The 12,662-nt window shown below is 63.8% G+C and carries 10 protein-coding genes; 1 reads left to right on the forward strand and 9 read right to left on the reverse strand.

The genetic code is table 11. From position 1 onward, the window contains the following. Nucleotides 1-52: 52 nt before the first annotated feature. From OA2633_RS03205 to OA2633_RS03235, 7 genes are all read right to left on the reverse strand, one after another. The gene (locus tag OA2633_RS03205; protein WP_009801047.1) at nt 53-1,294 is read right to left on the reverse strand and encodes an aminotransferase class V-fold PLP-dependent enzyme; all 1,242 of its coding nucleotides are present in this window, start codon (nt 1,292-1,294) and stop codon (nt 53-55) included. Next, the gene (sufD, locus tag OA2633_RS03210; RefSeq protein ID WP_009801048.1) at nt 1,291-2,391 is read right to left on the reverse strand and encodes a Fe-S cluster assembly protein SufD; all 1,101 of its coding nucleotides are present in this window, start codon (nt 2,389-2,391) and stop codon (nt 1,291-1,293) included. Before sufD ends, OA2633_RS03205 begins: the two co-directional genes overlap by 4 nt. Further along, nucleotides 2,391-3,155, reverse strand: a complete 765-nt coding sequence (sufC, locus tag OA2633_RS03215; protein WP_009801049.1) for a Fe-S cluster assembly ATPase SufC — start codon at nt 3,153-3,155, stop codon at nt 2,391-2,393. Before sufC ends, sufD begins: the two co-directional genes overlap by 1 nt. A gap of 102 nt (nt 3,156-3,257) precedes the next feature. Further along, nucleotides 3,258-3,908, reverse strand: a complete 651-nt coding sequence (locus OA2633_RS03220) for a hypothetical protein (protein WP_206740545.1) — start codon at nt 3,906-3,908, stop codon at nt 3,258-3,260. After that, nucleotides 3,905-5,416: a Fe-S cluster assembly protein SufB gene (gene sufB / locus OA2633_RS03225; RefSeq protein ID WP_009801051.1), complete on the reverse strand. Its 1,512-nt coding sequence runs from the start codon at nt 5,414-5,416 to the stop codon at nt 3,905-3,907. Before sufB ends, OA2633_RS03220 begins: the two co-directional genes overlap by 4 nt. 21 nt (nt 5,417-5,437) lie before the next feature. Next, entirely contained in the window at nt 5,438-6,577 is a 1,140-nt protein-coding gene (locus OA2633_RS03230; protein ID WP_009801052.1) for a cysteine desulfurase family protein, read from the reverse strand. After that, on the reverse strand, nt 6,574-7,041 hold the full coding sequence (locus OA2633_RS03235) for an Rrf2 family transcriptional regulator (RefSeq protein WP_009801053.1): 468 nt from the start codon (nt 7,039-7,041) through the stop codon (nt 6,574-6,576). The genes OA2633_RS03230 and OA2633_RS03235 overlap by 4 nt, the downstream gene beginning before the upstream one ends. A 233-nt stretch (nt 7,042-7,274) precedes the next feature. Between OA2633_RS03235 and OA2633_RS03240 the strand changes: the two genes are divergently transcribed. After that, nucleotides 7,275-7,958, forward strand: coding sequence for an alpha/beta hydrolase (locus OA2633_RS03240; protein WP_009801054.1), 684 nt, complete (start codon nt 7,275-7,277; stop codon nt 7,956-7,958). Between the two features lie 51 nt (nt 7,959-8,009). Here OA2633_RS03240 and OA2633_RS03245 read toward each other — a convergent pair whose 3' ends face one another. Next, the gene (locus OA2633_RS03245; RefSeq protein ID WP_009801055.1) at nt 8,010-9,119 is read right to left on the reverse strand and encodes an anhydro-N-acetylmuramic acid kinase; all 1,110 of its coding nucleotides are present in this window, start codon (nt 9,117-9,119) and stop codon (nt 8,010-8,012) included. Further along, nucleotides 9,116-12,571, reverse strand: coding sequence for an AsmA-like C-terminal region-containing protein (locus OA2633_RS03250; RefSeq protein WP_009801056.1), 3,456 nt, complete (start codon nt 12,569-12,571; stop codon nt 9,116-9,118). Before OA2633_RS03250 ends, OA2633_RS03245 begins: the two co-directional genes overlap by 4 nt. Between the last annotated feature and the right edge of the window lie 91 nt (nt 12,572-12,662).

A 12,662-nucleotide genomic window follows, 5' to 3' on the forward strand; every position in this document is an offset into this window, starting at 1 on the left:
AGCACGTCACGTGCATCGGCCTTGTGTTCAGTATCCATGCTCATCATGCCCTCTAGATGAGAAAGCTCTTGGCTTTTCGCAATGCTTCAAGCGCCGCGTCCACATCCGCCTCATTATTGTAGGCGGCGAAGCTGGCGCGCACCGTTCCGACCACGCCGAAGCGCTGCATCAGAGGATGGGCGCAATGATGCCCGGCCCGCACAGCGACGCCATACTTGTCCATGAGTTGCGCCAGATCATGCGGATGCGCGCCCTCCAGACTGAAGGAGGTGATGGCGCCCTTGTCCTGGGTCCGACCAAGAAGCGTTACGCCCTCAAAGTCCGCCAGACCGGCTTCGAACCGGTCCATCAGCTGACGCTCATGCTCCATCAGTGCGATGCGGTCGAGGCTCGTGAGCCAGTCAAGCGCGGCGCCCAGACCGATCACCTCGGCGATCACGGGTGTTCCGGCCTCGAACTTGTGCGGTACGTCGGCATAGACCACGCCGTCCTCGCGCACTTCCGCAATCATCTCGCCGCCGCCCTGATAGGGCCGCAAGCGATCCAGCCAGTCACCCGACGCATAGAGCGCCCCGACGCCGTTGGGCCCATACAGCTTGTGCCCCGTGACCACGTAGAAGTCACAGCCAAGCGCCTGCACATCGACCGGCATGTGTACCGCGCCCTGGGAGCCATCCACCAGCACCGCCGCGCCAACCGCGTGCGCCTTCTCCACTATGGCTTCGATCGGAGACACCGTGCCCATGACGTTGGACATGTGGGTGATGGCGACCATCTTCGTGCGCTCGGTCAGCAGGCTCTCGAACGCCGCCATGTCGAGCGCGCCGTCATCGGTCACCGGCGCCCATTTGAGCACCACGCCCTTGCGTTCACGCAGGAAATGCCAGGGGACGATGTTGGAGTGATGCTCCATCTGGCTGACGATGATCTCGTCGCCCTCTTTGAGCGTCGCGCCAAAGCTGTCGGCCACAAGGTTGATGGCCTCGGTGGCGCCGCGTGTGAACACGATCTGGTCCGGCGATGCGGCGCCCAGAAAGCGCGCCAGCTTGCCCCGGCTCGCCTCGAACGCCTCAGTGGCCTCATTGGCGAGGGTATGCAGACCCCGGTGCACGTTGGCGTAAGAGTGACGCCAGACATTCGCCACCCCTTCAATCACGGCTTCCGGCTTCTGGGCCGAGGCCGCGCTGTCGAGATAGACGAGCGGCTTGCCATTCACTTCACGCGTCAGGATCGGGAACTGACGGCGCACCGCCATTACGTCCAGCCCGGCCACAGGTTTCAGCTCTGCGGTCATGACAGCGCCTCCAGCCCGACCATAAGACGCGCCAGCAGGCGCTCACGGTCATCCTCATCGCGAATGCGCTCGATCGGTTCCGCCAGGAAGCTCTGTGTCAGAAGAGCCCGCGCCTTGCTCTCGGGCAAGCCGCGCTGACGCATGTAGAACAGGGCGTCCTCATCCAGAGCGCCAAAGGCGTTGCCATGAGCGCAGACCACATCATCGGCGTAAATCTCAAGCTCGGGCTTGGCGTCGATCTCGGCCTTGTCATCCAGCAAAAGGCCGCGATGCTGCATCTGGGCATCGGTCTTCTGCGCCGCCTGCTCCACATGGATCTTGCCCTGGAAGACGCCTTTTGCGCCCCTGGCCGCCGCGCCCTTGAACAGCTCCTTGGTCACCCCGTTCGGGCCCTCATGGCGCACAAGCGAGGTCTGATCGAGATGCAGGCCCTCATCGAGCACATAGGCGCCATCAAGCTGCAGCTCGGCGCCCTCGCCGGCATGGCTGACATGGGTTTCAAGCCGGGCGAGTTTTGCGCCGAAACCGAGCGTCGTCTGGTTGAGCTTGGCGCCCGGCGCCAGATCAATCAGGCTCGTCACGACCAGCGCCGCATCCGGGGACGCATGCTGCTCGATCACACGATCCAGCTCGGCGCCCGGCATCACGACGATAACCAGCGTCAGATTGGCGAAGCCGTCCGGTTCCACCGCATAGCTTTCAACGAGCTCGGCCTTCACGCCTTCAGGCACCAGCACCAGAACCTGCTGGTTGGAGACGCCGGAGCTGGCTTCCAAGCCCAGTTCCAGACGCTCGCCGTCTTCCAGCGTGTAGACCTGAATATCCTCGCCAAGTGCAGAAGCGAGGCGCGGCATGAGAAGGCTCGGCTCCTCGTCCTGTTCAGCCCAGGCGTCAGGCTCACGTGAGATGGTGAAGGTCAGGACGCCCGGCTCGGCGGGCAGCTTGCCCACCACCGTGCGCAGATCGGTCCATTTCCATTCTTCCACCCGGCGATGCGGCAAGCCGTGTTCGGAGAGGACGGCGCGCAGGGGCGCGTCCTGCGGCAGCTGATCGATCAGCGCCGTTTCCATGTCCGTAAGTTTGAGCGCAACCGTCATTACGCCGCCTCGCCTGCGTATTTGTCATAGCCCTCTTTTTCGAGCTTGTGCGCCAGCTCGGGCCCGCCGGTTTCCTGAATGCGGCCCGCCGCCATGACATGAACCACGTCCGGCTTGAGGTAATCGAGCAGCCGCTGATAATGGGTGATCACCAGCATGCCGCGCTCTTCATTGCGCAGGGCGTTCACGCCTTCTGCGACAACCTTCAGAGCGTCGATGTCGAGCCCGGAATCGGTCTCATCGAGGATCAGGAATTTGGGCTGCAGCATCAGCGCCTGGAAAATCTCCATGCGCTTCTTCTCACCGCCCGAAAAGCCCACATTCACCGGGCGCTTGAGCATGTCATTGCTGATGCCCAGCTGAGCCGCAGCTTCGCGCGCCAGCTTCATGAAGGCGGGCGCCGGGACTTCGTCCTCGCCGCGCAGACGCTTCTGGGCGTTCAGCGCTTCCTTGATGAAGGTCAGGGTCGGAACGCCCGGGATTTCCACCGGATACTGGAAGGACAGAAAGACGCCCGCCGCGGCGCGCTCTTCGGGCTCCATCTCGGCGAGGTCCTGACCGTCAAAGCTCATCGAGCCGCCGGTGATCTCGTAACCGTCCCGACCCGAGAGCACATAGGACAGCGTGGACTTGCCGCAGCCATTGGGCCCCATGATCGCGTGCACCTCGCCCGCGGGGACTTTCAGGCTCACGCCCTTGAGGATCTGGCGGCCGTCGCCGTCTTCCGCATCAACGCGCGCTTGCAGGTTCTCAATCACCAACATGGTCGTCTTCCTTATCGTCGCGCCGGCGCATGAGAGGGAGGCCGGCTCGAACCCTTTATCGTTTCAGGCGCAGCGCCCGAAGGCGCGCGCCCCGTCTTCATCCTAAAGCTCCGCCTCGCAGCCGTTCAGCAACAGGTCGGCGTCATGGCTTGAGGCTTCAAAGGCCGGACCTTGCGTCAGCACGCAGGCGGCGTCGGCGTAATCGGCATCAAGTTGATAGACGAGCACCAGCCCGTCCTCGGTGAGCACATGGGTTGTGTAGCTGTACTGAACCGCAGAGCCGCGCGAGGAGATGCCGATCAGGCCGGTCTGAACATCCGGCGTCAGATCAAACCCGCTCACCTCGCCTGCAGGCTCGAAGCGCTCTTCGCTGACCTGCTGCCAGATGCGATAGACCGTGTTCACATTGCCGGTGAAGTCCGGAATGATCAGTTCGAGATCGCCATCCTGATCGAGATCTTCAAGCGACGGTCCGGACACGGCGTTGCCATGCTCTTCACCGAACCGCTGCAGCTCCGCGCCGTCTTCCAGCGCCAAGAGGCGGAATTCATATCCGCCGTCGGTGGATGAATAGATCAGACCCGTCGTATCGCTCACGGCTTCCACGCAGCCTTCCGCCAGTCCGTCGCCACACATGGCGAGACGGGCAGAGTGTGCAGGCGCGTCAGCTTCCGATGACGATGACGGCTGGGAGCACGCACCCAGAAGCGTCAGGCTGACAACACCGAGGGCAGACCAATACACGTTCATCACCCCACGCTCCCCTCGAGCGAGACTTTCAGGAGCGCCTGGGCTTCCACGGCGAATTCCATGGGCAGTTCCTGCAGCACTTCGCGGCAGAAGCCATTCACCAGCAGCGCCACGGCGCTTTCCTCATCGAGGCCGCGCTGGCGGGCGTAGAAGAGCTGTTCTTCGGAGAGCTTGGAGGTGGTCGCCTCATGCTCCAGCGTCGCCTTGGGCGTCTTGCACTCGATGTAGGGCACGGTGTGCGCGCCGCAGGTATCACCGATCAGCAGGCTGTCGCACTGGGTGAAGTTGCGTGCGCCCTCGGCCTTGCCATGCACGGAAACAAGCCCGCGATAGGTCTGGTCGGATTTGCCCGCCGAAATGCCCTTGGAAATGATCCGCGACTTCGTATTGCGCCCCAGATGGATCATCTTGGTGCCGGTGTCGGCCTGCTGACGGCCATTGGTCACGGCGATCGAATAGAACTCGCCCTGGCTGTTATCGCCCTTCAGAACGCAGGACGGGTATTTCCAGGTGATCGCGGACCCGGTCTCGACCTGGGTCCAGCTCACCTTGGAGTTCCGCCCCCGGCAGTCGGCGCGCTTGGTGACGAAGTTATAGACCCCGCCCTTGCCGTCCGAGTCGCCCGGCCACCAGTTCTGCACGGTGGAGTATTTGATCTCGGCGTCATCGAGCGCCACCAGCTCCACCACGGCGGCGTGCAGCTGGTTCTCGTCGCGCATCGGCGCGGTGCAGCCCTCGAGATAGGACACATAGGCGCCCTCATCCGCGACGATCAGCGTGCGTTCGAACTGGCCCGTGCCTTCGGCGTTGATCCGGAAATAGGTCGACAGTTCCATCGGACAGCGCACGCCCTTGGGCACATAGACGAACGAGCCGTCCGAGAAGACCGCGCTGTTGAGCGTGGCGAAGAAATTGTCCGTCACAGGCACGACCGAGCCGAGATACTTCTTGATCAACTCGGGATGCTCGTGAACCGCTTCAGAGATCGGCATGAAGATCACGCCGGCCTTTTTGAGCTCCTCCTTGAAGGTCGTCGCCACCGACACGGAGTCAAAGACTGCGTCCACCGCCACCTTGCGCTGGGAGCCCTCATTACGCGCTTCAGCCGCGCTCGCCTCGGCGCCTTCAACGCCCAGCAGAACCTCGGCCTCTTTCAGCGGGATGCCGAGCTTCTTGTAGGTGTCGAGCAGCTCCTGAGGAACTTCGTCCAGGCTCTTGTATTTGGCTGCATCTTTCGGGGCGGCGTAATAATACGCCTCCTGATAGTCGATGGGCGGATAGCCGACCTTGGCCCAGTCGGGCTCCTTCATCTGGGTCCAGCGCTTGAACGCTTCCAGACGCCATTCGAGCAGCCATTCCGGCTCGCCCTTCTTCGCCGAGATGAAGCGCACGGTGTCTTCGCTCAGACCCTTGGGCGCGCGCTCTTGCTCGATCTCGGTGGTGAAGCCGTATTTGTACTTGTCAGACTCGAGCTGACGTACGTCTTCAATGGTTTCCTTGACCGCAGGCATAAGCCGCTTCCTTCTTCAGTCTCACACCGCCGCGCGGGGGCGCATGCGGGCATATTCATTCAGCCAGGCGTTCGCGAACGCCTCGATATCATCTTGCGTCGTCGTCCAGCCCAGCGAAATGCGCAGCGCGCTTTCCGCATCCGCCGCCGACGCGCCCATAGCTTCGAGCACCTTGGATTTGCGCACCTTGCCTGAGGAGCAGGCCGAGCCGGCGCTGACGGCAAAGCCATTGAGATCGAGCGCGATCACCTGAATTTCACTCGGCCAGCCCGGCGCAGACAGGCACAAGGTGTTGTCCAGTCGCTCTGCATCTTCGCCCCAGATTGTAATTTCGGGTGCGCCCGCTTTCAGTCGCGCTTGCAATTCGTCTCGCAAAGCCCTGATTTGGCTGAACTCTTCCGCGCCGCCAGCAACAGCTGCCGCGGCGCCAAATCCGGCGATACCGGCGACATTCTCGGTGCCCGCACGGCGGTTCTTCTCCTGTCCGCCGCCGATCAGTTGCGGCGCCACACCCGCTTCACACGCCACCGCCAGAGCGCCCACGCCTTGGGGTCCGCCGAGCTTGTGGGAGGAAAACGCGGCGAAATGAGCGAACGATCCGGCGAAATCAAACCCGGCCTTGCCCAGCATCTGAACCGCGTCGATGTGATAGAGATGACCCGCTTCGCGGATCATGCGCCCGGCCTCGGCATAGGGCTGGATCACGCCGGTTTCGTTGTTGGCCGCCATCAGCGCGAACAGGATCGGGGTTTCGCCTTCGGTTTCAGCGCGTTGAAGGCGATCCTTGAGCCAGTCTATGTCTGCCTGACCGGTCTTCAGAACCGGCCAGATTTCGCAAGAAACGCCCAGCGCCTGTGCGGCAGCGCCGACGGCGTCGTGCTCAATCGCCGAAACGATCACACGGGTCGCGCCCGCCGCGATCCCGGCCCTAAGACCCAGATTGTTCGCTTCCGTGCCGCCCGAGGTGAAGACGAGGTCTTCCGCCCGTGCGCAGATCTTTTTCGCGATCACGCCGCGCGCCATCTCGATCCGGGCGCGCGCCGACCGCCCCGGCCCATGGACCGAGGACGGATTGCCCACAGCTTCCAGCGCCGCCATCACGGCGTCGCGGGCTTCAGGCCGGACCGGAGCGGTCGCATTATGGTCGAGATAGACCGTCACTCCGCCGCCGCCTCCAGCGCTGCATCCGGCGCCCGACGTCGCATGGACATGCCCATGACGCGGCGCTCCAGCACGTCTTCCAGCGTCACGTCATTGAGGAAGAGATGGATATGGCGGCTCAACTCATCCCACAGATCATGGGTGATGCAGCGGCGCCCGCTTTCCAGACAGCCTGTCGCCTTGCCCTGGCAACGCGTTACGTCTACCGGCTCTTCAACCGCCAGCATGATGTCCGCGATGCGGGTTTCCCCCAGAGGACGCGCCAGCTTGTACCCGCCGCCCGGACCGCGCACGGATTTGACGACGCCTGCACGGCGCAACTTTGCGAACAATTGTTCGAGATAGGAGAGAGAGATTTCCTGACGCGAGGCGATATCGCCCAGCGGCACGGGCTTCTCGAGGCTGGCCTGGGCGAGATCGACCATGGCCATCACTGCGTAACGCCCCTTGGTGCTCAGCTTCATGACATTATCCTTGGCTAACCCGAACAAATAAGCGCGGCGCGCTCGCATTATGCGGCCCTGCTGTGCTATGAGGCCGACCCGTTTGTCTCACATCTGTCGCGCTACAGGGAGCTAATATCCCAAGCGCGAGAGTCAAGTATTAGGACTTGGTTTTCCCATACCCCTTGCACCACCTGGAAATCAATTCCTGAGTGCAGAGCTAGGGAAATTGCAGCAGGACCCGTAATCCTTCCATGCCCGACGTTATCATTCCCGGCCCTGCCGGCCGCCTTGAAGGCAAATACAGCCCGTCCAAGACCCCTGGCGCGCCCGTTGCGCTGATCCTGCATGCGCACCCGCGCGGCGGCGGTCATATGGACACGCCGGTCACGACCATGATGTACGACGAGTTCAAGGCGCGCGGCTTTTCCGTGCTGCGGTTCAATTTCCGCGGCGTGGGACGCAGCCAGGGCACGTATGATCAGGGTCTGGGCGAGCTCTCTGATGCGGCGACCGCGCTCGACTGGGCGCAGGCGCACAACCCGAACGCCTCCTATTGCTGGGTGGCCGGGCATTCCTTCGGCGCCTGGATCGCCATGCAGCTCTTGATGCGCCGCCCCGAGATCGCAGGCTTCATCTCGGTGTCTCCGCCCACCAACATGTATGATTTCAGCTTCCTCGCGCCCTGCCCGGCCTCTGGCCTGATCGCGCACGGGGAATCGGACGCCATCGTGCCGCACGATGAAATGGAGCGCGCCATGAGCAAGGTGCGCACCCAGAAGGGCATCGTGATCACCCACGACATCATCAAGGGCGCCGGTCATTTGTTCACCGACCACCTGGATCCGCTCGAAGCGTCGGTTAAAGGCTATCTCGACAAACGCTTGCCTGAAGTGGAAGTCGAACGCTCTGAAATGGCGAGCACCGGCAAACGCTAGAACCGACTCTGAACGATATGAAAAGCCCCGGTCAGCTGGCCGGGGCTTTTTCTATGAAGGATGAGCGATCCGGCCACCCGTTTGCGGCTGATCGACACCCGTCGTTCCCGGAAAACTTAGCGGCAGGCCGCGCTGCGTGCGTGCGGCGAGAACGGCGAAGGCTTCCGCCTCGATCAGATCCCCACGCCAGCCCACCGCTTCGGCGCTGCACACCGAAATGCCTGTCGCCGCGCTGATCCGGCGCAGGAGGTCGGCATTCTTGCGGCCGCCGCCGCAGACGATCAGGCGGCGGGGCCGTTCACTGCAGGCCTTGAGCCCCAGCGCGATGGACTCTGCGGTGAATTGTGACAGCGTCGCCGCTCCATCCTCCACGCCGAGATTGCGCGCCGCGTCGAGGGAGAAGTCCCAGCGATCAAGTGATTTGGGGCCCTCCAGCGCAAAATGCGGATGCGCCAGCAATTCCGCCAGCCCCGCCTCCAATACCCGCCCTTGGGACGCCAACGCGCCGTCGCGGTCCATGGGAGCGCCAGTGTGGTCCTCCACCCAGGCGTCGATCAGGCCATTGCCGGGGCCGGTGTCAAAAGCGTCGAGCGCGCCATCCGAACGGAGCAGCGTAAGATTGGCCACGCCGCCAATATTCAGAACGCCCAGAGGCTGTTCCAGCCCGGCCCAGCGCGCCAGCACCTGGTGATAGATGGGCGCCAGCGGCGCGCCCTGACCGCCCGCCGCCATGTCCGCGGTGCGGAAATCATAGGCGACCGGGACGCCCAGCCGGCCCGCCAGGGACTGTCCATCCCCCAGCTGGCGGGTCTGACCGTCGCGCCCGTCCTTGGGAGGGTGGTGCACCACGGTCTGACCGTGAAAACCCACGAGTTCAATATCGGCGACGGCGATGCCCGCCATCACGGCGACGCGCTCCACCGCCCGCGCGTGAGTGGCGGTCAGAACGCGCTCGGCCTCGCGGAAGATCGCAGGCTCATCACCGTCGAACCGCCAGACCAGAGCTGCGTCCACAGCCGCTTTCAGAACCGCGCGTTCATCTGGCTCGAACGGCGTTTCGCACCCGGGACCGAAGCGGGCGATCATTTCTCCGTCCGTCTCGAGCAAGGCTGCATCCACGCCATCCAGAGAGGTGCCGCTCATGAGTCCGATCGCGATCATGGAGCATCCTCCTGTGGTTCCGGTTCGGCTTCGGGTGGGGTGTCAGGCTCCGGTGTCGTCGCACCGTCCGCCTCGCGCGATTGAGCGGCTTGCGCCTGTTCAGCACGGCGTTCCGCTTCCAGCGCGTCCAGTTCGCGTTCGGCCGAAGTGCCCTCAAAAATCCTGCGAAACACGCCCGGCGCCAGCGCAGACAGCGGGTTCGCGGTCACGCGGGTCTCACTGAAGGGGCCGCTAACGGAGAAGGTGACGCCAATGACCCCCTCGCCCTGACGCGATGTGAACAGCTCCCCCAGAACCGGCACCGAGCCCAGAATGGAATTGACGCCATAGGACGGCAGAAGTGTCCCGTTGACCGTCAGACGCTCGTCACTGAAATCGACTAGCCCGTTCCAGGTCGCGCCAAGCGATGGGCCTGCAACGCGCGCCTCACGCATTTCGAGAATGCCGCCCTGCCAGACAAACTGGCTTTCCAGTCGTTCAAAGCCGATGCCCTGGCCGCTGAGAAGCCCTCCCAGGCCTTCGAGCGAGCCAGCTGCAAGAATGCGGGCCAGGAGCGGCATGCGGTTGAGGGTGAAACCATCCACCTCGATCTCACCGCTGACGCCTCCCGGCTGCCCGAGCGGGGGAGCGGCGCCATTCAGCCTCAGGGCGCCGCCCGAGATATTATCGAAACCTGCGAAGGCGCTCAGAAGAAGCCCGGCATCCGGACCCAGCGCGCTCAGGCGACGCACGCTCGTCTCTTCTTCCGGCTCAAATCGGACAATGACCGGTCCGCCGTCAGCATCCGCCTCCAGCACGAAACGCGCAACGCCTTCCGGGCGCGCGTTCAGGGTCAGGCCGACATTGCTGAATGACTGGTCGCGCACCAGGACGCGGTCCAAAACGCCTTCGAAGTTGACCGCGGCGGCCAGGTCCCCGCCGCCTGAGGGCGCCGCCATGCCGAACAGGTCCCGCGCATCCAGAAAGGCGCCGCGCACAGCGATGTCCAGCACGCCTTCGGGGCCGTCAGGTCGGGAAATCTCGGCGCTGAGGTCCATGCGCCTATCGATGAAGACGCGAGAGGCCTCAGCCGCCAGCAAGCGCCCATCCACCGCCATCTCGGCGCTGGTGTCGAGCGCCACGCCCTCTGCGTTGAGCTGCAGCCGGTCGAGCTGGATCGCGCCCTCGCTGGAAATGTTGGCGGCCAGTGAGGCCGTGGCCGGCTCACCGGCCGCCTTGTCCCAAAGATTGGCGGGGAGCGCGATCGCAGCGTTCTGAAGATCGAGATCAAGACTTACATCGGAGAAGTCCATGCCCCGGCCGTTCAGCACGGCTTCCACGCCGACCGCCCCGTCCATGAAGCGCCGCAAGGGCAGGCCGATCTGATCGAGCTCCCGCGCCGTCATTGTCGAGGTTACACGCACCTGGGTGGGCTTGGCCGCTTCGCCCAATCCGAAGGTTTCCGTCCAGACGATATGGGCATCGGCTGAAGCGATGCGGGCGTCGCCTTCGGCGTTCAGTCCCTCGGGCGTCACGGAAATGGAGACGACGCCGTTTGACAAGTCCACTCCGGGCGGTCCGGCAGGACCGGAGACATCCTCGAAGCGACCGGAGAACTCAAAGCCCAGATCCTCCGCAGGCACGGTCCGCAGCATGGGGCGGCGGATCTCGAAGCTCAGCTCCCCCTGCCCGCCGAACGCTTGTGGATCGAAGCCGTATTCGCTGGCGAGATTAAGGGGCGGCTCGCTGACCAGCATGAGCACGTCGGCCACATCGCCCCGACCGGCGCCGCCGAAGCGGGCGATCGCGCCCTTGGGATTCAGACGCGGTATGTCGACATAGATACGCGTCGCTTCAATTGCGCCGATGGCGCCGCCGTAGCCCTCCAGCGACAGTGAATTGCCGCGCAGAACCGCATCGCCGGACAACCCCAGCAATGGGGTCATGGTGCTCATATAGCGGACGTCGGCATCTGTGAAACTGAAGCTGAGCGTCAGATCCTCATCCGCGATGGTTTTCGCGGCCAGCGCCTCCGCTCTGAGATTGATATCCAGCGTCGCGCCGGTCACGCGTCCGTCCAGAATGCTGTCGCGCACCCAATCCCGGGCGCCCAGCGCGAAATCGACGGGCCAATGATTGAGCACATCGCGTTTGGTCAGCGTGCCTTGCACCGGTCCATTGAGCTTGAGTGTCGGAAGCAGGCCCGCAGACGTATCCTCCAGGGCGAGGGAGCCTGAGAACTCTGCGGCGGCGGCCGGCAGGACAGCGTTCAGCTCATCAAAACGGATCTGTCGTTGATCAATGTCCAGCCCGCCGGCAAGCGCAACCGACCGCCATTGCAGGGGTTCGGGAAAGACACCGCTCAAATCAAGACGCCCCTGCCCGGCGTTCAGTTCATAAAGGGCCCGCGCCGGTATGGCGTCGTCATAGGCGGTGAAGTCATGCAGGGCCCCGTTCAGAGACAGGGTCAGCAGATCTGAATCCACGCTCAGCTCATGCAGGTCCAGACGGCCCGCCTCCACATCAAGCGAAGCGTCGATGCGCGCCGCCCGGATATCGGTCTGACGGCCTGCCGACCGGATCACGCCGGTATCCGCCTCCATCTGGAGACTCGCCTGGCGCAGTCCGGCCTCACGTGAGGCGTCAAAGACCAGATGCATGTCAAAAGGCGCGTCCAGCGCCGAGAGCCCGGTAAAGGGGCCCTGAAGCGGCGCAGCGGCGGCCGGAACGAGGTCCGTGAGCGCTGCGTCGACAAAGACGCTTTCCAGCGACCGGCCTGACTGGACGTCCAGCGTGATGGGTGCGAGCCCCGCAGAGGTCACAAGCGCGCCTTCCGCGCGCAGGGAGAGCGCCCCGTCACTGAGCTCGAGCGCACCGCCCATTCCGGTGAAAAGGCCGGTCCAGTCGTGATACTCGTCTCTCACCTGCAAGCTGACATTGGAGACATCCACGCGCAAAAGCCGGGCGAAGACCCGACTTGCCCGATCCATGTTGAAGTCAGGCGCGGCGTCCTCGGACTCCTGAGCGGCTCCGAACCGGTCCTCCAGGGCGCCCAGACCGCCGGTCAGACGCCCGAGCTCATCGCGGTAGAGCCAGAGGGTGCCTCCCCGCGCTTCCAGACTGACCGGCGCGACACGTCCGGCCAGCAGCAGGTCAAGGGCGACGCCGGCTTCAATCCGCTCCGAGGCGATGATGGTATCCCCGTCAGCGCGGGAAATGCTCACATCGCGCGCTGTGACCACAAGCGCGGCGTAAGCGGGATCGAAGCTGAGCTCGAGATCGCCGATGGCGGCGGCGTCGCCCTTCACCGCCTCGAGCAGGATCTCGGTGACGGCCGGACGGATCATTTCCGCATTCACGGGCCCTTCCGCCAGCCGCCAGAGCGCCGCCCCGAAAGCCACCACAGCCAGAGCCAGAAGCGCAGCAATCGCTTCAAGCAGGTAGAGAAGTGACAGGCGGGCGATACGGCGCATATGAACTCAAAGTCGGGTCGCGACTGGACGCGGCGGGACGAAATGACAATCTTCCGCACCAATGGTTCGGAAATCATCAAGGATGACACTC

Origin of the sequence: Oceanicaulis sp. HTCC2633 (assembly GCF_000152745.1) — a bacterium.
In the GTDB taxonomy this organism is placed as follows: Bacteria; Pseudomonadota; Alphaproteobacteria; order Caulobacterales; family Maricaulaceae; genus Oceanicaulis.